At 39.8% G+C, this 24,908-nt stretch carries 20 protein-coding genes; 10 read left to right on the forward strand and 10 right to left on the reverse strand.

Annotation, left to right across the window (positions count from 1 at the left end):
* Positions 1 to 35: 35 nt before the first annotated feature.
* Complete coding sequence (locus tag EJ994_RS08625; RefSeq protein ID WP_126592083.1) at positions 36 to 1,541, forward strand: OmpP1/FadL family transporter; 1,506 nt, start codon at positions 36 to 38, stop codon at positions 1,539 to 1,541.
* A gap of 50 nt (positions 1,542 to 1,591) precedes the next feature.
* Here the strand turns inward: EJ994_RS08625 and EJ994_RS08630 are convergent, their stop codons facing one another.
* Positions 1,592 to 3,052 (reverse strand): T9SS type B sorting domain-containing protein, encoded by a 1,461-nt coding sequence (locus tag EJ994_RS08630; RefSeq protein WP_126592084.1) that lies wholly within the window; start codon positions 3,050 to 3,052, stop codon positions 1,592 to 1,594.
* Positions 3,053 to 3,175: 123 nt separating this feature from the next.
* A complete protein-coding gene (locus EJ994_RS08635; RefSeq protein WP_126592085.1) occupies positions 3,176 to 4,975 on the reverse strand; it encodes a T9SS type B sorting domain-containing protein in 1,800 nt (599 codons plus the stop codon).
* 135 nt (positions 4,976 to 5,110) lie between these two features.
* Between EJ994_RS08635 and folE the strand changes: the two genes are divergently transcribed.
* From folE to EJ994_RS08670, 7 genes are all read left to right on the forward strand, one after another.
* Complete coding sequence (gene folE, locus EJ994_RS08640) at positions 5,111 to 5,791, forward strand: GTP cyclohydrolase I FolE (RefSeq protein WP_126592086.1); 681 nt, start codon at positions 5,111 to 5,113, stop codon at positions 5,789 to 5,791.
* A gap of 14 nt (positions 5,792 to 5,805) precedes the next feature.
* Positions 5,806 to 7,287: a cysteine--tRNA ligase gene (gene cysS, locus EJ994_RS08645; protein ID WP_126592087.1), complete on the forward strand. Its 1,482-nt coding sequence runs from the start codon at positions 5,806 to 5,808 to the stop codon at positions 7,285 to 7,287.
* 36 nt (positions 7,288 to 7,323) lie between these two features.
* Positions 7,324 to 7,545: a membrane protein insertion efficiency factor YidD gene (gene yidD, locus EJ994_RS08650; protein WP_126592088.1), complete on the forward strand. Its 222-nt coding sequence runs from the start codon at positions 7,324 to 7,326 to the stop codon at positions 7,543 to 7,545.
* A gap of 79 nt (positions 7,546 to 7,624) precedes the next feature.
* Positions 7,625 to 8,584 (forward strand): prolipoprotein diacylglyceryl transferase, encoded by a 960-nt coding sequence (gene lgt / locus EJ994_RS08655; protein ID WP_126592089.1) that lies wholly within the window; start codon positions 7,625 to 7,627, stop codon positions 8,582 to 8,584.
* A 2-nt stretch (positions 8,585 to 8,586) separates the two neighbouring features.
* Positions 8,587 to 9,075, forward strand: a complete 489-nt coding sequence (locus EJ994_RS08660) for a DUF192 domain-containing protein (RefSeq protein WP_099572798.1) — start codon at positions 8,587 to 8,589, stop codon at positions 9,073 to 9,075.
* 4 nt (positions 9,076 to 9,079) lie between these two features.
* Positions 9,080 to 9,598, forward strand: coding sequence for a GNAT family N-acetyltransferase (locus EJ994_RS08665; protein WP_126592090.1), 519 nt, complete (start codon positions 9,080 to 9,082; stop codon positions 9,596 to 9,598).
* On the forward strand, positions 9,582 to 10,823 hold the full coding sequence (locus EJ994_RS08670; RefSeq protein ID WP_241240885.1) for an ATP-binding cassette domain-containing protein: 1,242 nt from the start codon (positions 9,582 to 9,584) through the stop codon (positions 10,821 to 10,823). Before EJ994_RS08665 ends, EJ994_RS08670 begins: the two co-directional genes overlap by 17 nt.
* Positions 10,824 to 10,882: 59 nt before the next feature.
* Here the strand turns inward: EJ994_RS08670 and secDF are convergent, their stop codons facing one another.
* The 3 genes from secDF to EJ994_RS08685 all read right to left on the reverse strand — a co-directional run bounded on the left by secDF (position 10,883) and on the right by EJ994_RS08685 (position 15,657).
* A complete protein-coding gene (secDF, locus tag EJ994_RS08675; RefSeq protein WP_126592091.1) occupies positions 10,883 to 13,852 on the reverse strand; it encodes a protein translocase subunit SecDF in 2,970 nt (989 codons plus the stop codon).
* Between the two features lie 131 nt (positions 13,853 to 13,983).
* Positions 13,984 to 14,595: a hypothetical protein gene (locus tag EJ994_RS08680; RefSeq protein ID WP_126592092.1), complete on the reverse strand. Its 612-nt coding sequence runs from the start codon at positions 14,593 to 14,595 to the stop codon at positions 13,984 to 13,986.
* 135 nt (positions 14,596 to 14,730) lie between these two features.
* Positions 14,731 to 15,657 carry a malate dehydrogenase gene (locus EJ994_RS08685; RefSeq protein ID WP_126592093.1) on the reverse strand — a complete coding sequence of 309 codons (927 nt, stop codon included), beginning with the start codon at positions 15,655 to 15,657 and terminating at the stop codon, positions 14,731 to 14,733.
* 280 nt (positions 15,658 to 15,937) lie between these two features.
* On the opposite strand from EJ994_RS08685, the gene EJ994_RS08690 reads away from it, so the two are divergent.
* Positions 15,938 to 16,312, forward strand: coding sequence for a hypothetical protein (locus EJ994_RS08690; protein ID WP_126592094.1), 375 nt, complete (start codon positions 15,938 to 15,940; stop codon positions 16,310 to 16,312).
* A gap of 135 nt (positions 16,313 to 16,447) precedes the next feature.
* On the opposite strand, the gene EJ994_RS08695 is transcribed toward EJ994_RS08690, so the two are convergent.
* The 3 genes from EJ994_RS08695 to asnB form a co-directional block, all read right to left on the reverse strand.
* Complete coding sequence (locus tag EJ994_RS08695; RefSeq protein ID WP_126592095.1) at positions 16,448 to 17,467, reverse strand: DUF6588 family protein; 1,020 nt, start codon at positions 17,465 to 17,467, stop codon at positions 16,448 to 16,450.
* A 71-nt stretch (positions 17,468 to 17,538) separates the two neighbouring features.
* Positions 17,539 to 19,539 carry a DNA topoisomerase (ATP-hydrolyzing) subunit B gene (gene gyrB, locus EJ994_RS08700; protein WP_099572792.1) on the reverse strand — a complete coding sequence of 667 codons (2,001 nt, stop codon included), beginning with the start codon at positions 19,537 to 19,539 and terminating at the stop codon, positions 17,539 to 17,541.
* A gap of 492 nt (positions 19,540 to 20,031) precedes the next feature.
* Entirely contained in the window at positions 20,032 to 21,702 is a 1,671-nt protein-coding gene (gene asnB, locus EJ994_RS08705) for an asparagine synthase B (protein ID WP_126592096.1), read from the reverse strand.
* A gap of 247 nt (positions 21,703 to 21,949) precedes the next feature.
* Here asnB and EJ994_RS08710 point away from each other — a divergent pair, with 247 nt between their 5' ends.
* Positions 21,950 to 22,489, forward strand: a complete 540-nt coding sequence (locus EJ994_RS08710; protein ID WP_126592097.1) for a DUF2911 domain-containing protein — start codon at positions 21,950 to 21,952, stop codon at positions 22,487 to 22,489.
* A gap of 75 nt (positions 22,490 to 22,564) precedes the next feature.
* On the opposite strand, the gene EJ994_RS08715 is transcribed toward EJ994_RS08710, so the two are convergent.
* Together EJ994_RS08715 and EJ994_RS08720 are read right to left on the reverse strand one after the other, a co-directional pair.
* On the reverse strand, positions 22,565 to 22,987 hold the full coding sequence (locus EJ994_RS08715; protein WP_126592098.1) for a hypothetical protein: 423 nt from the start codon (positions 22,985 to 22,987) through the stop codon (positions 22,565 to 22,567).
* 83 nt (positions 22,988 to 23,070) lie between these two features.
* The gene (locus EJ994_RS08720) at positions 23,071 to 24,888 is read right to left on the reverse strand and encodes a DUF885 domain-containing protein (RefSeq protein ID WP_126592099.1); all 1,818 of its coding nucleotides are present in this window, start codon (positions 24,886 to 24,888) and stop codon (positions 23,071 to 23,073) included.
* Positions 24,889 to 24,908: the final 20 nt, after the last annotated feature.

Consider the following 24,908-nt stretch of genomic DNA (forward strand, 5'->3'; position numbering starts at 1 on the left):
TATTTTCCAATTTACTCAAACTAAAAAAATTATAAATGAAAAAGTATTTAACTTTCATAGCCCTATCCCTATGTCTAATAGGTAGTGCCCAGAATATAAATGACGTGCTTAGGTATTCTAATGAAAACCTTCAGGGTACGGCAAGGTTCCAAGCCATGGGCGGTGCTTTTGGCGCTCTCGGTGGGGATTTATCATCATTAAATATAAATCCGGCGGGGTCTGCGGTTTTCAACAACAGTTTAATAACACTGTCGGGTTCCTACTATTCCAGAGATAACGATGCCAGCTATTTTGGAACACTGAACAATACCTCTTTCAATGACACGGATTTGAACCAAATTGGAGGAGCGTTCGTTTTCAAGACCTTGGATGATGACGCTGATTGGAAAAAATTCACGCTAGCCTTTAATTACGATGTAACTCAAAATTTCGAAAATAGAATCCTTGCCTCCGGACAAAGTACGGAAGGTGTCGATAACTACTTTTTGAATTTCGCCCAAGGGGTACCGTTCAATTCCATTCTTTTGCAGGAGGGTGAATTTATAGAAGACGCTTATCTAGATATTGGTGCAAATCAGGGTTTCGCTAGCCAACAAGCTTTTCTTGGGTACTATGGCGGTTTAATTGACCCCGTAGGTGATGATGACAGCACTACAGATTATGTGAGCAATGCCACATATTCCAGCGTAAACCAACAATTTTCTAGAACAACGGCCGGGTATAATAGTAAATTTACGCTAAACGCGGCATCCCAATACAGGGACGTCCTGTACATCGGTGGTTCCTTAAACTTCCATAGTATATTTTATGACAGGCTGGACCAACTAAGGGAGAGTGGTTATGATGCCGACTCTGAAATACAGAATACAACTTTTGACAATTTTCTTAGTACCGAAGGAAACGGATTTTCTTTTAGTGTTGGGGCAATTGCAAAGCTAAACGACTATGTAAGATTAGGCGGTAGCTATCAGTCACCTACTTGGTATCGTTTAACGGATGATTTTTCGCAACGCATAAGTTCGGACTTGGCGGATGATGATATTGGCTTTATAGATTTTAATATCATCAACCTTTTTGATGTATATAGAATTAAAACACCTAGCAAACTAACCGGTAGCATGGCAATAATCTTTGGCAAAAACGGGTTATTGAGTTTTGACTATGGTTATCAGGATTTTTCACAGGCAGAGCTGAGACCAACGAACGATGTTAGCTTTCAAACTGTTAACGCACAGATTTCCAATGAACTTGCAGCAGTTTCAACCTTTAGGTTAGGTGGTGAATACAGAATTAAACAAATTAGTCTAAGAGGCGGTTATCGATTTGAGCAAAGCCCCTACGCCAATGGAAATACTATTGATGATTTAACCGGATTCTCCGCGGGTATCGGATACAATTTTGGAGGCAGCAGATTGGATTTCGGAATTAACAGAACTGAACAGGATATTAATGAAAGTATTTTTGATACGGGTGTTACAACGCCTATAATGATCAATAGAATACTTACCAATGCTACATTAAGTTATACGCTTAACTTTTAACAAAAAGAATTGTAGATAAAAAAAGAAAGCCGCAAAATAGCGGCTTTTTTTTATCGTTTTAAAGTAAAGTGCGTTTTCCTAGTCTTGGCAACGACAATACCCGCATCGTCTTCCGCATATTCAAACCGGAACCAATAATCGGTAGATGGCATTGGTCTGCCGTTAAAAGTACCATCCCAGCCACCAACGGGGCCTAGCTGTTTTATTAGTTTACCGTAACGGTCAAAAACGAATACGGCCGGATCGGTCAAGGTTTCTATACCCCTAATATTCCATAAATCGTTTATACCGTCCGCATTTGGAGTAAAGAACTTGGGATAGGCTACGACTAAAAATTCGATGGGTTCTGTAGTACCACATCCGTTTTTATCATTGATAATAATAGTATTTAGTCCCGGAGGGATATCCATAAAAATAGGGTCATCCTGGAAGGCACCCCCATTGAGTGAATATTCATAAGAACCATCACCATCTACAATAATCTCAACGTTATTGATGTCAGGGTCTATGGCTAAGTTCGTCTCCAATATCTCTACGCGGTCTAATACAGGAATACCGAAAAAGGTTATTAAAATACCTCCTTGGTCTTCCACAAATTGCGGAGAACCAGATAGTGTTGTAATCCTCGCAAAATAACGTCCGGAATTAGGACTGGAAACCACCAGTTCAGCTCCGAAAGGACCGGAACCCGTTAAGGTATCGTCAACAGTGCCGTCGTCTTCATAATCTACTGTCCATTCCACACTGGCTATATTAGAACCGGCGGGAGAGTTCAAAGCACTCAAGGTTATATCAGGGTCTCCCTCACAGGCTATGATATCCAAACCTAAAAATTCATCTCTCAGGGTACAGTCCAAAGCTGTATTCTGGTCTTCTTGAACAGAACTTCCGGTGAAGGTGAGCATGTATGGCTCAGGGTCGCCATCGAAATTAGTATTGAAATTGTTTATCAGGATATAATAGATTTCACCGGGCTCTACATCTAACCACTCATCATAGGTATTCTGGCTTCCGACTAGGAAAGGAGCTCCTTCCTGACCATTTTCGGGATTAACCCCTACCCCGGTAAAATTAGTATTGTTCACTTCGTAATTGCAGCGAATTGGTTCAGAAGTACCATCACCAATAATTGAACAAAAGTTTTGTCCACTTGTTTCATCATATGGGCCATAGACAGCAAAATCCCACTCCGCAGTGGGCGTTCCCATTCCGCCATTGGTAGGGAGGGCTTCTATATCAAAGCCCACTTGACCACCAGTGCCCGCCCTAAAGACGTACCACGATGTGTTGTTTTCTATATTGGCAGAGCTAACACTACCCTTTTCAAGGCAACCAGTCTGCGTGATAACCTCCGGGTCAAAATCGTCTATATCACCACCACCATCAGCGAGACCCATTATAGGTTGGTCCGCACACACGGGTATCGCTGTTCTACAATCCGGTGAGTTTTGAGCGTTCGTCTCCCATACTTGAAGGAAAAAACAAAAGGCAGCACAAAAAAGTATTCGCATAAAATGTGGGGCTATTTCATATACTAACGTATATAATAACTATGTTGCTCCCAGTTTAGTATCCTATATCGGATTTTTATGCACTTAATCGATGAAATACACTTTTATGGTGCGAGAGCGAACTTAGCGCTTGATACTAAAGTGATTGTTGATAAATTTTGCAGTGGCCAACTGCCCGTCCTGATCGGTATAAGAAAGTTTGAACCAATAATCTGACGCCGGCATTAGTTTTCCATTGGAATTACCATTCCAACCCGGACTATTTTCGTCCATTTGAAATAATAATTTCCCAAACCTGTCGTAGATATGAACCACAGGATTATCTAGAACGCTCATACCCCCAACTGTCCATAAATCGTTAATCCCATCTCCATTTGGTGTAAAGAATTTTGGAAAGCCTACAATAACAACCTCCTGCGTATCAGCTCCACATCCGTTTCTATCGTTCACGGTAATACTATGTAGTCCTGGAAGGATATCCCTGAAAACAGGAGCACTTTGAGGGCCTTTATCATCTAATTGATATTCAAAATCACCATCTTCCTGAGTAAATACGGTTACCATATTGCTATCGTCATCGTATACTACGTCAATATCCGTAATTACCGGAGGTCTGGAAAAGGTTACGGTTACCGATCGCACGCCAACACAACTAACGGCTCCTTGTACATTGGTAACAGATAACGTATACGTGTCCTCTGTGGTTACCGTAATCTGAGAAGACACTTGACCAGAATCCCATGAATAAGAGTAATCCGGATTTGGAATTCTCTGTCCTACGGTTGCTACTGGTGTATCCTCACAGATAAAAACCGAAGTGGGAAAATCTAACTCCGGTACCGCAACGGTATTTATTTCAAAGGATTCTGAAACATCGAAGCAATTGGTATTTGCAATGGAGGTAGTTCTTACAAATATGGTTTGGGAGGGTTCAGTTGGTATATAGTTGTTGTCCAATATATTGGTTCCATTAGTAGCATCTGCAATGGAACCATAATAACTAACTCTAAATTCATCTGCGCTTTGGTTACCCAAGGCTTCGCCGTTTTTTTGGCTTAAATCAAAAGCAGTTCCGTCCAAGCACATAAGCTCATCACCAAGAGGGTTCGTAGTAGGAGATGGCGAAAAAGAAACTTGTACTTCACTAATAATATTCTCCCCTGAAGGAACCACAACCAAAACACGGTACATTCCGGATACAGCCACATTTAGGTTTTCTCCACTTTCCGCAGGTATTTGTTGATAACCATTCCCAATATCTAAATACCACTCGTAAGATATCGCACCAATAGTTGTTGCGTTTAGTGTAATAGTATCGTTTTCACAGGCAGCAATAGGCGGGCCTAATAGATTATTAATAATAGAACAATCTAAAGCTGTGTTCGGGAAATCCACAAAGACATCACCTGAAAACTGAATGGAAAAACCAGAGTTGTTATTACTGAAATTATTGATGAAAAGATAATAGTCCTCTCCAGCGGCAACATCTAACCAATCGTCATACTGAAAATTGTCCACTCCTGTTGGGTCTTCACCGAATCCTGTGAATGTATTGTCATCAGAATTATCAAAATAGTTACATCTCACCGGTTCGCCTAAATTTGAACAATCAGCGGCACGGTAAAGGGCAAAATCCCAATCCTCGGAAACATCGAAACCGATATTTATGCCTAGCTGACCACTTTCACCTGTCCGAAACCGGTACCAGGCAGAATTGGATTCTATAGGGCCGGTTGCCAAGGCGATACAGCCCGTTACGGAAGCTCCATTGAAATCATCGATTCCAAAACCATCAGTCCCTCCATTTATGGGTGTATTGTTACAAATAGGAACGGCATTGTTACAATCTGGAGACACTTGGGCCAAGATAGGATTTGTGGCAACAAAAAATATAAAAAATAAAGCAACGCTTAAGCGTGTCATAAATTCGTTTCTGATTTGGAAACTAAAAATATGAAGCCCCTTCCCTTAACACTAATTTATGTTGTGTAACACCTTTAAATGGTTATAAAGTGCTATATAATGTATATCTTTGGAGCTTGTTAAAGTTCATTTTAAATGAAAATAGAAGGTACATTGGAAGACCATTTTGAACAGCTTGGAGATGATCATGTCTCTACATCAGAAGAAACACCATTACGTGAAGATGCCTTTGTCTTAACCGATGAAGAAAAAATTGGAAGAATAAAAGAGAGCGTTAGAGAAATAATGCTTACACTAGGTCTGGATTTAGAGGATGACAGCCTAAAGGGAACTCCCAATAGGGTAGCAAAAATGTTCGTTAAGGAGATTTTTGGTGGTCTACATCCGGAGAGAAAACCCAAATCTTCCACTTTTGACAACAAGTACAAGTATGGAGAAATGTTGGTGGAAAAGAACATCACCCTCTACTCCACCTGTGAGCATCATCTGTTACCTATTGTTGGTAGGGCACATGTAGCCTATATTTCCAAAGGAACAGTTGTTGGACTTTCCAAAATGAATAGAATAGTGGATTATTTCGCCAAAAGACCTCAAGTACAGGAGCGCCTAAATATTCAAATTGTAAGAGAACTCCAGAACGTATTGGGCACCGATGATGTGGCATGCGTAATAGACGCCAAACATTTATGTGTAAACTCAAGAGGAATAAGGGATATTGAGAGTAGCACGGTTACTGCGGAATATGGCGGCAAATTTAAAGATGAGGCCGTGAGAAGGGAGTTTTTGGACTACATCAATTTAGAAACCAATTTTTAATTACCTCTCCGACAATGCAATTGTACGAACAACAGACAATTAAAGTACATAATTCACTTACCGGCAAAAAAGAAATTTTCAGTCCATTGAACGAGGGGCATATTGGAATGTATGTTTGTGGACCTACGGTATACAGCAACGTACATCTCGGTAATTGCCGTACCTTTATGTCTTTTGATATGATTCTCAGGTACTTCCGTCATTTAGGATATAAAGTAAGGTATGTACGTAATATTACCGATGCCGGTCATTTAGTGGACGATGCCGAAGATGGTGAAGACAAGATAGCCAAAAAGGCACGATTAGAGCAGTTAGAGCCGATGGAAGTGGTACAACGCTATACGGTTGACTTCCATAATATCTTGGAAAAGTTCAACTTTCTACCACCTAGTATAGAGCCTACGGCCACGGGCCATATCATAGAGCAAATCGAAATTATAAAGGATATCATCGCAAAGGGATATGCCTATGAAATTAACAACTCCGTTTATTTTGATGTGGTCAAGTTTAACCAAACCAACGATTACGGAAAGTTAAGCGGACGAAAGTTGGAGGACATGATTGCAAATACACGGGAACTTGCCGCCCAAGACGAGAAAAAGAGTCCTCAAGACTTTGCCTTATGGAAACGTGCGGAACCGCAACATATCATGAGATGGCCGTCTCCTTGGGGCGATGGTTTCCCCGGCTGGCACCTAGAATGTACCGCAATGAGCACCAAGTATCTTGGAGAGACCTTTGATATTCATGGAGGAGGAATGGACTTAAAATTTCCACACCATGAATGTGAGATTGCGCAAGCGGAAGCGAGTAATGGAAAATCTCCCGTGCAATATTGGCTGCATGCGAATATGCTCACCTTAAACGGTAAAAAAATGGCAAAATCTACTGGGAACAGTATCTTGCCGGGCGAGATATTTTCTGGAGAGAATGACATTTTGAGTAAAGCCTTCTCCCCTTCCATGGTGCGCTTTTTTATGATGCAGGCGCATTACACCAGTATTTTAGATATTAGTAACGACGCTCTCTTAGCTTCAGAAAAAGGCTTTAACAAGCTTATGGAGGCCATAAGTTCATTAAAATCCTTATCCACAGGAAAGACAACCGATTTTGATGTGGTCTCTTGGAAAACGGCTTGCTATGCAGCCATGAACGATGATTTTAATACGCCAATTTTAATTGCCAAGCTTTTTGATGCTGTAAAGCATATTAATCTTATCAAAGAAGGTAACGAATCGATAACAAAAGAAGATAAAGAAGAGCTTCAGAACACCTTACATAGTTTTGTTTTTGATGTACTAGGGCTAGAAAGTAAGAGCAGCTCTAATGCCGGAACCGAAAAGTTAGAAGGTGTGGTAGCACTCTTGATTCAAATGAGAAAAGAAGCAAGGGAAAATAAGGATTTCGCGACCTCTGATAAGATTAGAGACCAATTGGCTTCCCTAGGTATACAGTTAAAGGACGGAAAAGAAGGAACCACTTTTAGTGTATCTTAGAGTGTACTTCTAAAACCAAAACGTATTGTTTGACAAATGAAAAAAATCTTGATAGCACCTTTTATCGCTTTAGTAAGATTTTATCAATTGGCCATTTCACCCTACACACCTGCTACATGCAGATATTCCCCTACCTGCTCTCAATATACTTTAGAAGCATTAAAAAAACACGGCCTTTTTAAGGGAGGTTGGCTGGCCACAAAGAGAATATTTAGCTGTAATCCTTGGGGAGGAAACGGTTACGACCCCGTTCCTTAAAATTTAATTTACCCACTATTTTACGAAAGCGTATTGGTCTAGTTTCTATTTTTTATCTTAGCCCTTCAAAACAAAATATATGCATTTCTTAGGTATTACTTGGAATCCGAACGAGACATTGTTCAATATAGGATTTGTACAGATCAAATATTATAATCTATCGTGGATTATAGCTTTTGCCCTGGGATGGTATATAATGAAAAAGATTTTTGTTCGTGAGAAAAAATCCGTGGAACAATTAGACTCGCTTTTTATACATACGGTTTTAGGCACCATGTTAGGAGCTAGACTGGGGCATGTTTTTTTCTATGACTGGCCTTATTACAAAAATCATTTATTAGAAATATTATTACCCATTAGAGAAAGCAATGCGGGAAGCCTGTTCTTTGGATTGATTGATGGTTATGAGTTTACGGGATTTACTGGGCTAGCAAGTCATGGTGCTATTATAGGGGTGTTCGTAGCGGTGTATATTTTTACAAGAAAGTTTCCAGAATTCAGTATGCTGTGGCTTTTGGATAGAATGGTCGTACCTTTTGGAATGATTGCCTTTATTCGTTTTGGCAATTTTTTCAATTCTGAAATCAATGGCAAAGTAGTCGATGAGAACTTTATTTTCGCCACGAGGTTTATACGCGATTCAGATGACTTACATCCGTCCAAGGCATTAGCTGTCACTCAGGAAAAAACCTTGGATGCCGCTTATCACGCTATTGAAAATAATCCGCAATTTGCACAGTATCTGGCAGAAATTCCCTATCGCCATCCTGCACAAGTTTACGAAGGAGTAGCCTACATATTTATTTTCATCATATTATACCTTCTATATTGGAAAACGGACAAGCGACACAAATCCGGATATTTGTTCGGTTTGTTTTTAGTGCTGCTCTGGACCATAAGATTCTTTGTAGAATTCGTTAAGAAAAGTCAAGGTGGTTTTGAAGAATCCCTAGGGGTACTTTCAACAGGTCAATGGTTGAGTATTCCTTTTATTTTTATCGGTCTGTTTTTCATGTTCAAACCTGCTAAAAAGGGGTAGCTATGAAATTTTTAAATGGGTACTTTTTATCAATCTTTCTTTTGGCTACTATAACCGGTTGTAAAGAAGAGGCTAAAAAAGTAATTAAGACAGAAACCATAGCCTTTACCAAAGAGGGTACGCTACAAATTCTGAAACAGGAAACTGATTCGGTGTTGGTTAATCTTGATATTGAAATTGCAGAGACGGATTACGAAACACAGACAGGGCTAATGTATAGAAAGGGTATGGATGATAATCAGGCCATGCTGTTCGTTTTTCCCGATGTTGCCATGCACTCGTTCTACATGAAAAATACGGAATTCCCCCTGGACATCATCTATATTGATGAAAATCTGAGGATTGCCAGTTTTCAGGAGAATGCGCAGCCTTTTGATGAAAATGGACTTTCCTCCCAAGTACCCATTAAATATGTTCTAGAAATTAATGCCGGTCTCTCGGAAAGCCTAACCTTAGAAATAGGGGACCAAATTACGTTTACAAGAAAATAGAGGTATGAACTACCTTTTAGAGGGTCAAGAAACGGAGCGATTGTACTTTAGAAAAGTATTGGCTTCCGATTTTAATGATTGGCTTCCGTTTCATCAAGAACCACTCAGTTCACAATTTTGGGATGGACTACCGATAGACCCTGAGGTAGCCTGCAGAGAACAATTTAATCGCACGTTCGAACGCTATAAACAAGGTTTAGGTGGTATGAACGCACTTATCTCCAAAAATGAAGGGGTTCTCATTGGGCTGTGCGGACTTCTTGTTCAGGAGGTCGACGAAGTGCGTGAATTAGAGATAGGTTATTCTATTTTACCAAAGTATTGGCAACAGGGATTCGCTTTTGAAGCAGCCCAAAAGTGCAAGCAATACGCTTTTTCGCAACGATGGCCCTCACATTTGATTTCAATCATTCATATTGATAATATCCCCTCGCAAAGAGTAGCGCTTAAAAATGGAATGCTCTTAGAGAAAACTACCACCTACAAGAATAATCCGGTTCATATTTATGGAATCAACGCCTGACATGAAAAAACACTGTGCCGTACTTATCGACAACAAATCTCAAAAAAAGGGACTTATTCATGCCATACTCAGGAATGAACAGTCTTTTTTCAAGTTTTTAGGAACAAAAAAAGGGACCTTGTTTTCTCCTGTAATGTTATCACAATTGATAGATGAAGAAGAGCGTCATAATCACAAAATAATACATCAAAAACAGCCGTTGCGGACTATGTCCAGCGGAGAACAAAAAAAAGCCCTATTACGACACATTTTAGAATCAAAACCAGATTACATCATTCTAGATAATCCGTTCGATAGTCTTGACCATAGTTTTCAAAAAGAACTGAAAAACCTATTACTGGAAGTCTCAGGAGATTTTATTTTTATACAATTGGTTAGCAGGGTCACTGATATCCTACCTTTTATCAACCAGTTTACCAAACTGAACGGAGACCGATTAGAATCCATTGGTGAGATGCCTACTGTTATTAAACCACAAAGCGATTTTCTTAATGGAAAAATTCCTGCTGCCATAGTACCTATCCGAATGGACAATGAACTGTTGATAGCATTTAAGAACGTTTCCGTTTCGTACGAGGACAAAGCTATTTTAAACAATATCAATTGGACCGTTAAGAAAGGTGAGTTCTGGCAGTTAATCGGTAATAATGGCTCTGGAAAATCAACCCTATTATCCATGATTACGGGAGATAATCCAAAAGCATACGGCCAAAATATATTACTTTTCGGAAAGCGAAAGGGCACAGGGGAAAGTGTGTGGGACATCAAACAGAAGCTGGGCTATTTTTCACCTGTAATGACCTATAAATTCAGTGGTAGGTTCACCATAGAGCAAATGCTCATATCCGGATTCAATGACTCCATAGGCCTGTACACAAAACCCACTGAAGTTCAAAAAAGAAAAGCAAAAGAGTGGCTACAGCTTTTAAACCTTTGGCCTGAAAAAGATATGCTTTTCGCCGATAGTTCACTGGGGCAAAAGCGTTTAATAATGACGGTGAGAGCTATGGTTAAACACCCGCCATTATTGATTTTAGATGAACCCACCACGGGCATGGATGATGAGGCTGCCGCTCTTCTAGTGGCCTTGGTCAACAAAATAGCCAAAGAAACCGATACCGCCATCATCTATGTTTCACATAGGAACGAAACGGGTTTACAACCCCAATATACATATCAACTACACATGAGCCCCAAGGGATCTATTGGAGTAATCAAAAAATAAAAAAGCCGCTACACTTCAAAGTATAGCGACTTTTTATATTAAGTTAGTTTTAGTACGTATTACTCCTTACTTCCTGAAGTAATCTTTTTACTAAGTGCATCGTACATGATTGGTGTTGCAATAAATACCGAAGAGTAGGTACCTATGATTACACCAACAATCATAGCGAACATAAATCCTCTTAGGGATTCTCCACCAAAAATAAAGATGGCCAGTAATACTACCAATGTAGTTAAAGAGGTGTTCAAGGTTCTTCCCAGTGTACTGTTTATGGCGGAATTGATATTGGCACCACCTTTCCAGCCACGCTCCGCGATGACCTCTCGAATACGGTCAAAAACAACCACGGTATCATTCAAGGAATAACCTATTACGGTTAATATCGCCGCTATAAAAGCTTGGTCAATTTCCATGTTAAAAGGCAACACTTTTCCAAGAATGGAGAAAACGCCCAACACGATGAGTACATCATGAAAAACGGCTACAACCGCTCCTAAAGAGAATTGCCATCTACGGAAACGCAGTAAAATATATAAGAAAACTACTGCTAACGAACCTAAGATTGCCAAGAAGGCATTTTTCTTAATATCATCGGCAATGGTAGGACCTACTTTTACCGATTGCAAAATACCTATGGATTTATCATCGCTACCAACACTAAAGGCCTGCTCTGTTATACCATCTGGCAAATATTTCTGTAAGGATGTGTACAGTTTATCCTGAATTTCCGCATCTACTTCAATACCTTCAACATCTACCTTATAGGGTGTCGTTATTTTTATCTGATTAGATTCCCCGTACGTTTTAACATTGGTACCGCTACCAAAAACCGTATTTAATTCCGAAGCTATTTCTGAAGGATTCACGGGTTGCTCGAAGCGGACCGTATATGAGCGTCCACCAACAAAATCAACACCTTGTTGCAACCCAGGTCCAAAGAACAGGGAAAACAGACCTACGGCCACTAAAATACCTGATATCACATAAGCAATCTTGCGCTTCACCAAGAAATCTATACTTAGGTTCTTGAATAACCCTTTTGTAATGCTCGTGGAGAAATCTAGCGTTCTTCCCTTACCACTAATATACCAATCCACTAATAAACGCGTAATGAATATTGCCGTAAACAAAGAGGTAAGTATACCTATAATCAATGTTGTTGCAAATCCTTTAATTGGACCAGAACCAAAAATGAAAAGAATAATAGCGGTAAGACCTGTGGTAATGTTCGCATCTAAAATAGAAGATAGTGCATTTCCAAAACCATCGGCAACAGCCTGACTCTTTCCTTTTCCTTTTGCCAGTTCCTCTTTGATACGCTCAAATATAAGAACGTTAGCATCCACGGACATACCAATGGTTAGCACGATACCGGCAATACCAGGTAAGGTTAACACCGCGTTTAATGAAGTTAAAACTCCGAATATCAGTAAGATGTTCAACAATAGAGCAATATCTGCAAAAGCACCTGCTTTACCGTAATAGAAAATCATCCATAACAATACAATGGCCATGGCGATCAAGAAAGACATGAAACCACTGTCTATAGCTTCCTGACCCAATGAAGGACCTACGATTTCGGATTGTATGATTTCAGCAGAAGCAGGTAATTTACCCGCTCGCAGTACATTAGCTATATCCTTAGTTTCATTAACCGTAAAATCCCCAGAGATTTCGGTTCTACCACCTGTAATACCTCCAACAACGGAACAACCTGGAGCAGTGTAAACTTTATTATCAAGAACAACGGCGATACCTGTTTGGTTCACATTGGCATCACTTGTAAGTTTTTGCCAAAGTTTAGAACCCTTAGAATTCATGTTCATGGTTACCACAGGTTTGCTGAACTGGTCAAATTCGCCCCTTGCATCACTTACTACATCTCCACTTATTCTTGGCGTTCCGTCGCGGTTAGATTTAAGGGCGTATAAGTTGATAACTTCCACATCATCCGAAGATGGTCTCTCCCAAACAAATTTTACAAATTGAATATCTGCCGGTAATAATCTCCTAATTTCTGGCATTCTTAGATAAGAGCCTATGGTAGCAGTATCCTTTATAGCTGCCTGGAACATTGCGTTGCTGCCTGGGTTGGCAGGTATGAGCAATTCGTATAATGGATTTACTTGCGTTGCCAAATCCAGCGAATCCGCAGAAACATCCGAAAGCAAAGAATCCAGCTCCGACTCTTCCTTAACAGGTTCTGGTTCGTCAACCTCTACAATACTTTTCAATTTTTCGTTCGCCTGAATCAAAAATGTACTGAAACTAGTATTGCTTTGCGGATAGGTTTCCCAAAATTCTAACTGTGCCGTACTTGATAATAAATCCTGTGCACGAGCTATATCCCTTGCTCCCGGTAATTCAACCAATATACGGCCAGAATTACCTTCTCTTTGGATATTGGGTTGCGTAACACCAAATCCATCGATACGCTCACGAAGTACCTCGAAAGCCGAAACTATAGATTCGTCTATCTTTCTTCTTATGATAGGTTTAACCTCATCATCAGTCATTTGAAAATTAATCTCGTCACTCAAGCCCTTGTTGGCAAAAATATCAGGGGAAGCCAGTTTTGTTTCTCCCTTAATATTGTCGAAAGCTTCGAAAAAGAGCTCAATATAGGTATCATCACTGTTTTTAGATGCAGTATCCGCATCTGCCAATGCCTTGTTGAACACCGGATTCTTGGTGTTATTGGCCAAACCTTTCAAAATATCCTTAACCGAAATCTGAAGGGTTACGTTAATACCTCCTTTAAGGTCAAGGCCTTTATTAAGTTCTTTCTTCTTTGCTTCCTCATAATTGGTATAACCAAGTATGGGGTTAGTGCCTATGGAATCTAGATAACTCGCTTCGAGCGCCTCTCGCTTAGAGATATAATCCTCTTCAGCTTCAGAAATTTTACTTGCGGCGAAGATACCGGCCTCTTTTTCTACTTTGTTGGTGATAAAAGTATAGGATAGCTGGTAGATACTAACTAACCCAAACAATAAAGCAAATAGCTTTATAAGTCCTTTGTTTTGCATTTTATTCTTGTTTATGTTGGATATACTATGCCTTTATAGCTATGGCATATCGTTTTAAATTGTAATGTTGGTATTATTAATTGCGTATTAAGGCTTAAGAATAGGTATTGAAGCATACCATTTGCCTGTTTTTAAGCTAAAGGTCCTGCCCTGACCTCTGGAAAGATATTTGTTATATTGTCTATTGAAATCGCTACTCCGCTATTAACCTCGTACGATACATAGTAAGCGTAATTTTGACCAACGTAACATGTTATATTACCGGCCGCTATAGGAAATTTCAGAAGTTCATAATCGTCCTTATGCGATTCAAAGGCAAACTTTCCGTTTAAATTTAAAGCATCTTCGATTTCATGAAGGTCTAAAACCACCAAACTACACATCTCGGGCAATTCATCTTCGGGAAAATCAACAGGAAGTTTATCTAGTTCCTCAAGATTTAGTAGCGGTTCATCAGAATTAGAAAGGAATTCTTTTACTTGATGAGCATCGATACTACTGTAATAACGTAAACTTAGCTGCGCATCGGTATTCTCCAAAACCTCAATATCCGTAATACCCAAAGCTTGAAGCTTTGACGTAATTGTTGCTAGGGCATCGTCCTGAGCGGCACCGGATGTAGTATCCGTATCAGCAAATTGCAACACAATTTTTTGATTCACTACTTTGGTCTGCTGTCCAGATATCAACCCTATCAAGGATAACAGAACAAGTAAAGTACTTATGTACCATTTTGAATTCATGCGGCAAAGATAAAAATAAAGAAGTACTACACGGTATAATTTTACAATAACTCTGTATTGGAAGTATACCGTCAAAAAAAAGCCTTCATAGTTTAACTATAAAGGCTTATCAATAACGTATTTTTTGTAGATAAATTATAATTCCAACAGGCCGTTGGTCTTTGTGACTCCCGCAGCACTTTCCTGCATCTTGGTCTTTTCAGCATCGCTTAGAGGAACATCCACAATTCTTTCGATACCATCTTTTCCAAGAATTACGGGCACACCGATACAAATATCGTTTAGTCCGTACTCGCCTTCAAGATAGGTAGAACAAGGAAACATTTTCTTTTGGTCGCAAGCAATGGCCTGTACGAGACCAGAAACTGCAGCTCCAGGAGCATACCATGCGCTTGTTCCTAGTAATTTTGTAAGCGTAGCGCCACCAACTTTGGTATCGGCAGCAACTTGTTCTAAACGCTCTTCTGTCAAAAACTCAGATACGCGGATACTATTTCTAGTGGCATGAGAGGTTAATGGAACCATACCCGTATCACTATGACCACCTATGACCATACCATCGATATCCGAGATTGGTGCTTGCATAGCTTCTGCTAGTCTATATTTAAAACGGGCGCTGTCCAAAGCCCCACCCATTCCAATGATTCTATTTTTTGGTAAATCTGTAGTTTTATGTACCAAGTAGGTCATAGTATCCATTGGGTTACTTACGACAATAAGGATAACATTAGGAGAGTGTTGTATTAAATTACTGGAAACGGTTTTTACAATTCCCGCATTTATACCTATTAATTCCTCCCTTGTCATACCTGGTTTTCTTGGTATACCGGAAGTAATAACGGCAATATCACTATTGGCCGTTTTGGAGTAATCGTTTGTACTACCCGAAATCTTAGTGTCAAAACCGTTCAAGGATGCCGTTTGCATCAAGTCCATAGCTTTACCCTCGGCGTAGCCCTCTTTTATATCCAAAAGAACAACTTCCGATGCAAAATCCTTTATTGCAATGTACTCAGCACAACTTGCTCCTACCGCTCCTGCTCCTACTACTGTAACCTTCATCTATACTAATTTAGTTATTGTTAAAATATGTACGTTTTTCTATTTCTGTAATAAGTAGGTCAAAAATAGTTATTTATTGATCAAAAATAGAACGCAAACAGCTCTTTAATTATCTTAAATCGTCATGAAAAGTATCGATGAAATGACAATCACGTTAAAAAAACGAACCGTTTAACGAAGAAAACGTCAAATAGTTACCATACAACGAATTTTAATACTATTAAAATACAACTAGCCGTTATCGTTAATGGAATCCCAAATTCCAATAACCTACTTAACTATGAAGAAACTATTTTCTTTAATGGCAATTATTGCCATAGTTTTATCTGCTAATTGCTCTCGTATAGAGCAGAACGATGACCCTATAATCGGTATATGGGTTGAAGCATCAACCTTGTCCGAAGAAAGCACTTTCAAGACAACAGTACGAAAAGAATGGATTTTCAACGATGTCTACTTGGGTAGATATCACGAAATCAATGGAAACGACATCACTCTCAAAACCGATTTTAAATGGTCCCAGGAGAATGGCATCTATACCGTTGAATATAGAGGTCTTGAAGATAAACCTAACGATATGGTCACCATTCAAAACAATGAACAAGGTGTACTATTACAAAAGACTGATGGTGACTTGTTAGCCATAAAGGAATAAACAATTTTAATAGGGCCATGGGAAAGAGTCTGTTCGGAGCAATCCGGGCGGGCTCTTTGTATTTGGAGTAAGACCAAAAAATACCTCCTAAAACACTGATGTGGTCATAGGAGGCATTAGACTCTTAACTAGAAATTATCTAAACCCAAAGTTCAGACCAAAAGTCAACGTATTGAACTCCGCTAGGGTATAATCTGCGTTTAACCTAAAGAAACCTAGCTTAAGCTTAGCACCTACGTTACCGGTTACACCGTTTGTTTTTTGAGTTATGGAAAAAGGATCCGTCTCGGTCCGTGCAAAAGGTCCTATTCCAACAGTATAATCCCCTAAGACATCGGTTACGGATTTTCCCGTAACATACCCTAGACCTCCGTAAAAATTTATGATGGGTAATTTGGTTGATACTACAGCATTGAATGCCCAGGTACTAATATCCGATTCAAGTCTTTGGTCACTCCCACCTATGGTAGAAACTTCCGTAAGATCATAATCGCCGGAAATTTTAGTATAGCCGATTACAGCGGAAATAGCTACCGGTAAAATCTTGTCCGCTGGTAACAGTTTGGTAAAATCGTGCTGAAGACCAAAACCTATGATGCCCACAGAAGCGCCTTCGTATTCAATTTTAGGCAGAAATCGCGCCTTTATCTCCGTACCTTTTATAAGCCCCACACTACCCTGTAGATAACCTGATGGTATAAAATCCAAACCTTCGGCTGAAAGTCCCGTCGGCAATTCAAATTCTCGACGTTCCGGCGGTAGGCCTGGACCTACCTCTACTTCCACAAATACCCTTATACCTTCTAAATCACCGAGAGCGGAAGAAACTGGCCTTGCTGTCCCGGGATTGTCCACAAAATCGAGGTTTTCGTAATCACTAGGATTAAGAATAAAGCTTTTCTTGTCCTGTTTATTCTTAAAACCGGTAATATTACCGATTACAGAGATTTCAAAACCACCTAGGGGTTTGGCATCTGCTGAATTATACCATCCGGTGGCCATGTTAAACACCGCGCTTTCAGAAACCGGTGACAAATAGTCTGTTGTAAATCGTTCCGCATCTTCCACTCCTGCCGCAAATACCTCGTTGAAGTCCGTCTGCGCGATAAGGAAAGAAAAACTACACGTTAAAATTCCTGTAAGTAAATACTTCATTTTTTAAATTTTTACTAAAACTAAAAAACCTGCGGTGTTGCCGCAGGTTTTTGTTGTGTAAGTATCAATTTCTATGTGTCAATGTTCGCATAAACAGCATTTTTCTCAATAAATTCTCTTCTTGGCGGCACCTCATCGCCCATTAACATAGAAAATACGCGGTCGGTTTCCGTTGCATTTTCAATGGTAATTTGACGTAGGGTCCTAAAATCCGGATTCATGGTCGTATCCCATAATTGTTCCGCATTCATCTCACCCAGACCTTTATAACGCTGAATACTAACTCCTCCGCTGTAAGAATCCGCTATAGCATCACGTTCCTCATCATTCCAGGCGTAACGTTTTTTCTGTCCTTTCTTCACAAGATATAAAGGAGGTGTGGCTATGTAAACATGACCTCCCTCTATGAGTTCTCTCATATATCTAAAGAAAAAAGTTAGGATGAGTGTTTCGATGTGACTACCGTCAACATCGGCATCACACATAATCACCACTTTATGATAACGTAGTTTTTCCAGATTCAGGGCCTTACTGTCCTCCTCCGTACCTATGGTCACCCCTAGAGCAGTATAAATATTCTTTATTTCCTCATTTTCGAAAACTCGGTGAGGCATCGCTTTTTCCACGTTCAGAATTTTACCACGAAGGGGCAAAATTGCTTGGAACTTTCTATCGCGACCTTGTTTTGCGGTACCGCCTGCAGAATCTCCCTCAACTAAGAATACCTCACACTGTGCGGGGTCTTGCTCAGAACAATCCGATAATTTCCCCGGCAACCCTCCTATGCTCATTACGGTCTTACGCTGCACCATTTCACGGGCCTTAGTGGCCGCATGTCTGGCGGTAGCCGCTAACACAACTTTTTGTATAATGACTTTAGCATCTTCGGGGTGTTCTTCCAAATAATTGGTCAGCATCTCGGAAACCGCCTGGCTTACCGCTGATGATACTTCCCTATTACCTAGTTTTGTTTTGGTCTGACCTTCAAACTGTGGCTCGGCGACCTTAACGGAAACTATAGCTGTTAATCCCTCACGGAAATCATCCCCTTGTATTTCAAACTTCAACTTATCTAACATTCCTGAAGAATCCGCATACTTCTTTAAGGTAGAGGTTAAACCCCTTCTGAAACCGGATAAATGTGTACCTCCTTCGTGCGTGTTTATATTGTTTACATAGGAATGCAAATTCTCTGTGTAACTTGTATTGTAAATCATTGCAACTTCCACGGGAATATCATTTTTTTCCCCTTCCATTGAAATCACGTTCTGTATCAGTGATTCTCTATTACCATCTAAAAACTTAACGAATTCCTTTAAGCCTTCTGTTGAGTGGAAGACCTCAGAAACGAATTCTCCTTTGTCATCTTTCTGTCTTTTATCCGTTATGGTAATGGTAACGCCCTTATTTAAATAAGAGAGTTCACGCATTCTGCTAGAAAGCGTCTCGTAACTATACTCAATTGTCTGGGTAAAGATGGTAGTGTCCGGCAAGAAGGTAACCTCGGTTCCCCTATCTTCTTCAGTACACTCTCCTATGGTCTTCACCGGATATAGTGCCTTACCACGCTCGTATTCCTGTTCCCATATTTTTCCGTCCTTGAAGACTGTAGCCCTTAAATGACTGGATAAAGCGTTTACACAAGAAACACCAACACCGTGTAGACCACCGGATACCTTATAGGAGTCTTTATCGAATTTACCACCTGCACCAATTTTGGTCATTACGACTTCTAGTGCAGATACGCCTTCTTTTTTATGCATCCCAACAGGAATACCCCTACCATTATCCCTGGTAGTAATGGAATTATCTTCGTTGATGGTTACCGAAATTCTATCGCAGTGTCCACCCATGGCCTCATCGATGGAATTATCGACGACTTCATACACCAAATGGTGCAAACCTCTTACACCAACATCTCCTATATACATTGATGGTCGCATGCGTACATGCTCCATACCTTCCAAGGCCTGAATACTATCTGCAGAATAGTCCTTGCCTGTAATTTCTGGCACTTTATTTACCGCATCATCCTTCTTTGCCTCGTCCTCGTTTTTTGCTTCTTCGCTCATATAAATAAAAGTTGTTTACTTTAAATTTCGCAATCTTACAAATATACGGAATAGCCTATAGAATATAGTGTTTTGTCCATTTCACTGTCATGAAGTTATTAACAAAAATTGTGGAAAATTAAGCCATATTTTGAATCGATAAAAAGGAGGTTAAAATTGAATTGTTCTCAGTTATCCTCGATAAAAGAAAAAACATTTTAGAGTAGGATTTATTCTTTCAATTTATAAACCTTTCTATTTCTTTCTAGGTCGAATTTTGGAAAAGGGAATCTATGTTTCTCCGATTATTTTACGAGATTTTATTGAAAAGTTGAAGGTATCCCATTCCTAATAACAAACTGAGTGAAAGTATGCACCGGTACAATACTTTTATCTTTAACATTCTAGAACTAGTAAAGGTGTCAACATATGACACCTTTACACGGACTAATTAAATAAAAAAATACTACGTTCTTCGAAAAGAAAGCATAGCATTATCTTCCGATACTACAATTATTTTACATAAGCATCGTCATGCACGGCAGCCACTGCCCTACCGGACGGGTCGTTCATATTTTTAAAAGCCTCGTCCCACTCCAAGGCTATCTTGGTACTACAGGCTACCGAAGGTTCCTGTGGAACGCATAACGCAGCCGCATCTGATGGAAAGTGTTGTTCAAAAATAGAGCGGTAATAGAATTCCTCTTTCGCCGTAGGAGTTTGTAGAGGAAACCTGAATTTTGCATTGGCCAACTGCTCGTCAGAAACTTCAGCAGCAACGACCTCTTTTAGAGTATCTATCCAACTGTAACCAACTCCGTCCGAAAATTGTTCCTTCTGTCTCCAAGCAACACTTTCGGGCAGCATATCTTCAAATGCCTTACGAACCACCCATTTTTCCATACGCTCTCCATTGATCATCTTATCTTTGGGATTAATTCTCATGGCAACGTCCATGAACTCTTTATCTAAAAAAGGTACACGCCCTTCTATTCCCCAAGCTGCCAATGATTTATTTGCCCTGAGACAATCGTACATATGTAACTTATCCAGTTTACGCACCGTTTCTTCATGAAACTCCTTTGGATTTGGAGCTTTATGAAAGTAAAGATACCCTCCGAAAAGCTCATCTGCACCTTCACCTGAAAGTACCATCTTAATACCCATGGATTTTATTACTCTAGCCATTAAATACATTGGCGTAGAAGCCCTAATGGTAGTTATATCATAAGTTTCCAAATTATAAATAACATCACGTATAGCATCCAGCCCTTCTTGAATGGTGAACTTTATCTCATGGTGTACCGTACCAATGTGATCCGCTACTTTTTGTGCGGCAGCGAGATCGGGAGATCCTTCCAAACCAACCGAAAAAGAATGGAGCTGCGGCCACCAGGCCTCTGTAGTATCATCTGACTCCACCCGTTTTTGCGCATATTTTTTGGCAATAGCAGAAGTTACAGAGGAATCCAATCCTCCGGACAGTAATACACCATAAGGCACATCTGACATTAATTGTCTGTGAACGGCTGCCTCCAAGGCCTCCTTTATTTCCTGTATGCTGGTCTCGTTCTCCTTAACGGAATCATATTCCATCCAATCCCTAGAGTACCATTTTTTAAGTTCACCATCCGAACTATGCAAGTAATGCCCTGGGGGAAATAGTTCTATTTTGGTACAGGTCCCTTCCAACGCCTTTAATTCCGAAGCAACATAAAATGTCCCATTTTGGTCCCATCCCATGTACAACGGAATAATTCCCATATGGTCACGAGCCACGAAGTACTCATCCTTGGCGGCATCATAAATGGTAAATCCGAAAATTCCGTTCATTTCATCCAAGAAAGAAACTCCTTTTTCCTGATATAGTGCTAAAATCACTTCGCAATCGGATTCTGTTTTAAAATCATAACTACCTTCAAATTGCTTGCGTAGTTCCCTATGATTGTAAATTTCTCCGTTTGCGGCTAGCACCAATGAACCATCGGCACTTAATAATGGTTGTTTTCCAGAAGCAGGATCTACAATAGCCAAACGCTCATGCGCCAAAACAGCTTTCTCATTAGAATATATTCCACTCCAATCCGGACCTCTATGTCTGATTTTTTTTGACATTTCCAACAATTGAGGCCTTAAGACCTCTGTACTTTCCTTTACGTCGAATGCACATACAATTCCACACATAATCTCTATTATTATATCAATTTAAGAAGCAAATATGAATATAAACTTTCAATAATTAAACAATAACATACATATCTATTACAATTATTAATTACAATCTAAATTAAATAGTAAAAATATTAGCAAATAACTGGTATTCCCTGAAAATTTAATCATTCTGTAAGGCAGGAAAATTTTAACGACTTTTTATCACATAAAACTGAACGAACTACTTAGTTTTGAAGCACTTTAAAAACAAACATTAATTATGAAAAGATTATTAGTACTTACTACATTTATTTTTGCCTTGGTTTTTACAACCACCGCAAGCGCACAGAAATTTTCTGGATTGGATAAAAGTCCTTTGGATATGGCTTCTTACCCTAGCGACTACAAGGTTTCCGAAAAAGTGGTTAGAATTTCCTACGGTCGCCCACAATTAAAGGGACGTTCCCTATCTGAGCTTGCTCCTGTTGGACAAGTGTGGAGAACTGGTGCTAACGAAGCTCCTGAAATTACATTCTATAAGGATGTAAAATTCGGGGGAAAAGACATAAAGGCAGGAACCTATGCCTTGCTTACCATTCCAGGTGAAAAGGAGTGGACGGTAATTCTTCATAGCCAATTAAACCAATGGGGAGCTTATTTCTACGAGGATACTTTTGACGTAGCGCGTGTTACTGCTGCGGCAAGTAAGGACGATAATGCTCTAGAAGAATTCTCCATTACTTTTAAAGAGGTTGATGGTGGCGCTCATATGGTCATGGGTTGGGATACGACCCGTGTTGCGGTGCCGTTGATGTGGTAATATATAAGTTTAGAATTAAAAAGGCCAGAGCAATAGCTCGGGCCTTTTTTTATGTACGTAATGAATCTTGAAAATTTATTGTGGCGGTATTTTTCTGGTACCGCTAATCTTATATATTCCACGAGCTGAGGAAGTCTCTCCCTCGATAGTGTTTCCGCTTACCATTAAGACCACAGATATACGCTCTAGACCCTCAATGTTCATATTAAATTTAATCATATCGTTGCTCACCTGTACATCTTGACCTGATAAGGTTCCGGTATCTAATTGTACCTCAACAATATGTTCGCCATTTTCTTCGCGAATAAAGAACACACCCGTTCTATATTCAGGAGAAGTACCCTCAGCGGTGTATAGCCATACCCCAAACGGGTTTTCCGTTTTTGTTGTACTTGACACATTGCCTGATGCATTGGAACTTGCGAAAGAGGCAGGTACCACTGACATTACTGCAAAAACCAACATGGTGATTTTAAGAAAACTACGATACTTTTTCATCTTAGAAACGACTGGTTGTTTTTACATAACGTAGAAGTGTTGAAAATATTCCAAATCTTTAAACTTTTTAATGATGATAGGTATCACTTCATGTTATTGATCCATGTATTGATTTTTTTCTCTAGCAATACTAAAGGTAAGCTACCAGAATTAAGTACTTGGTCATGGAAAAGTCTAATATCGAATTTAGCTCCCAGTTCTTTCTGAGACTTTACTCTTAATTCCTGTATTTTAAGTTGTCCTATTTTGTAGGATAACGCTTGGCCCGGAGTCGCCATATAGCGTTCTATTTCAGAAATGACTCCCTCTTTGGATTCCGCCTCGTTATTCAAGGAGTAGGCTATGGCCTCTTCCCTAGTCCATCCCTTTGCATGTATACCCGTATCCACCACTAGTCTAATGGCCCTGTGCATTTCCATACTTAGCATTCCAAAATATTGATAGGGGTCTTCATATAATCCCAATTCTTTACCCAAAGATTCCGCATACAGTGCCCATCCTTCTACAAATACGCCCATACTTTCTGGATGCAAAAACTCGGGTAAATTCGTATTTTCCTGCTGAAGTGATAATTGGTAATGATGCCCCGGAACGGCCTCATGAAGAAACAAAGCTTCGTTCTGGAGGGTATTGAATTCTGCCACGTTGGGAATAGGTACATAAAACGTACCTGGTCTAACACCGTCCTTGGATCCAGGCACATATTCCGCACTGGCAGAAGCTTCTCTAAACGCTTCTGTCCTTCTTACTTCAAAACCTGCTTTTGGTTTAGTTGTAAAGACGGAATCCAGCCGGATATAAATTCGCTCCTTAATCGCATTGAAATTAGCGATTACCTCCTCTGGTTTCTTAAAAGGTTTTAAATCTTCGTTAGCCCTGATGAACTCAAAAAATGATTTCAAATCACCTTTAAATCCTATTTCAGCTTTTACCTTTTCCATCTCTCCCCTGATTCGGGCCACTTCTTTTAGGCCTAAATCATGTATCTCCTCGGCGGTTAGTTTAGTCGTGGTGTGTAAACGTATTAAATAGTTATAGGTATCCGCTCCATTGGGTAAATCTCCTATTCCATCCGTTTCTCTACAGGCAGGCAAATACGTATGTCTTAAAAAACTGTGGAGTTCTTTATATTTTGGCACAAGTTTATCGGAAATAAAGGAGTCATACGCTTTTACTATAGCCTCTTGCCTTGCATCTGAAATAGTTTCAGGGATGTTCAGCACGGGCGTATAGAATAAATTATCCTCTAGAGGTACATCGATGAAGGACCGAACCTGAGGGAGCATCTTCAAAGTAAGTACTTTTGGCAAAACGACATCCTGCTCCACACTTTCTTCCATCTTGGTGATACAGGTATCCAGAAAAACCAAATAGTCCTCTAAACGTTTCAACCAATTGCTATAATCTTTTTCCGTTTTAAAAGGCTGTACACTTGAACCTGCACCCAACTGCGCCATATATAAATGCAGCGATTGAATCTGAAATAAAGGCATTAATTCAAAACTAGGGAGGTCATAGATAGGAGAGGCAATCGTGGTTATTGGGTTCATTAAACCCTCTAATTTAATACTACAGTCCCACTCCATCACCTTGAGGCTCATCCAGTTCTCAGAACTCAAACTTAAGGAGTCATACTGAGAAAGGGCATCTAGAAAATACGTGTATCGGTCTTTTAAGTGCAATTGATAATCATCAGAAATATAGTTGGCAACAGTGTCGTTATATTTCTGATACCCCGCTTTCGTAGCTTCTATGGGGTTAATACTTTTCTTAAAGGAATAAAACTCTGTGAACAGGCTATCAATAGCACCGTTGGCATCCGATGTGGTAGTTACCTGTTGCTCACCTTTACAAGAAATCATGATAACAAGGATACCAAGAACATATAGTAGTTTTTTCATAATAGAACGCGTTAATTGGA

Source organism: Maribacter sp. MJ134 (assembly GCF_003970695.1).
Classification (GTDB): Bacteria; Bacteroidota; Bacteroidia; order Flavobacteriales; family Flavobacteriaceae; genus Maribacter.

What these genes read in the sequence shown, in the direction of transcription:
- EJ994_RS08625 (WP_126592083.1), top strand. Translation starts at nt 36, where the DNA reads ATGAAAAAGTATTTAACTTTCATAGCCCTATCCCTATGTCTAATAGGT.
- EJ994_RS08630 (WP_126592084.1), bottom strand. Translation starts at nt 3,052, where the DNA reads ATGCGAATACTTTTTTGTGCTGCCTTTTGTTTTTTCCTTCAAGTATGG.
- EJ994_RS08635 (WP_126592085.1), bottom strand. Translation starts at nt 4,975, where the DNA reads ATGACACGCTTAAGCGTTGCTTTATTTTTTATATTTTTTGTTGCCACA.
- folE (WP_126592086.1), top strand. Translation starts at nt 5,111, where the DNA reads ATGAAAATAGAAGGTACATTGGAAGACCATTTTGAACAGCTTGGAGAT.
- cysS (WP_126592087.1), top strand. Translation starts at nt 5,806, where the DNA reads ATGCAATTGTACGAACAACAGACAATTAAAGTACATAATTCACTTACC.
- yidD (WP_126592088.1), top strand. Translation starts at nt 7,324, where the DNA reads ATGAAAAAAATCTTGATAGCACCTTTTATCGCTTTAGTAAGATTTTAT.
- lgt (WP_126592089.1), top strand. Translation starts at nt 7,625, where the DNA reads ATGCATTTCTTAGGTATTACTTGGAATCCGAACGAGACATTGTTCAAT.
- EJ994_RS08660 (WP_099572798.1), top strand. Translation starts at nt 8,587, where the DNA reads ATGAAATTTTTAAATGGGTACTTTTTATCAATCTTTCTTTTGGCTACT.
- EJ994_RS08665 (WP_126592090.1), top strand. Translation starts at nt 9,080, where the DNA reads ATGAACTACCTTTTAGAGGGTCAAGAAACGGAGCGATTGTACTTTAGA.
- EJ994_RS08670 (WP_241240885.1), top strand. Translation starts at nt 9,582, where the DNA reads ATGGAATCAACGCCTGACATGAAAAAACACTGTGCCGTACTTATCGAC.
- secDF (WP_126592091.1), bottom strand. Translation starts at nt 13,852, where the DNA reads ATGCAAAACAAAGGACTTATAAAGCTATTTGCTTTATTGTTTGGGTTA.
- EJ994_RS08680 (WP_126592092.1), bottom strand. Translation starts at nt 14,595, where the DNA reads ATGAATTCAAAATGGTACATAAGTACTTTACTTGTTCTGTTATCCTTG.
- EJ994_RS08685 (WP_126592093.1), bottom strand. Translation starts at nt 15,657, where the DNA reads ATGAAGGTTACAGTAGTAGGAGCAGGAGCGGTAGGAGCAAGTTGTGCT.
- EJ994_RS08690 (WP_126592094.1), top strand. Translation starts at nt 15,938, where the DNA reads ATGAAGAAACTATTTTCTTTAATGGCAATTATTGCCATAGTTTTATCT.
- EJ994_RS08695 (WP_126592095.1), bottom strand. Translation starts at nt 17,467, where the DNA reads ATGAAGTATTTACTTACAGGAATTTTAACGTGTAGTTTTTCTTTCCTT.
- gyrB (WP_099572792.1), bottom strand. Translation starts at nt 19,539, where the DNA reads ATGAGCGAAGAAGCAAAAAACGAGGACGAGGCAAAGAAGGATGATGCG.
- asnB (WP_126592096.1), bottom strand. Translation starts at nt 21,702, where the DNA reads ATGTGTGGAATTGTATGTGCATTCGACGTAAAGGAAAGTACAGAGGTC.
- EJ994_RS08710 (WP_126592097.1), top strand. Translation starts at nt 21,950, where the DNA reads ATGAAAAGATTATTAGTACTTACTACATTTATTTTTGCCTTGGTTTTT.
- EJ994_RS08715 (WP_126592098.1), bottom strand. Translation starts at nt 22,987, where the DNA reads ATGAAAAAGTATCGTAGTTTTCTTAAAATCACCATGTTGGTTTTTGCA.
- EJ994_RS08720 (WP_126592099.1), bottom strand. Translation starts at nt 24,888, where the DNA reads ATGAAAAAACTACTATATGTTCTTGGTATCCTTGTTATCATGATTTCT.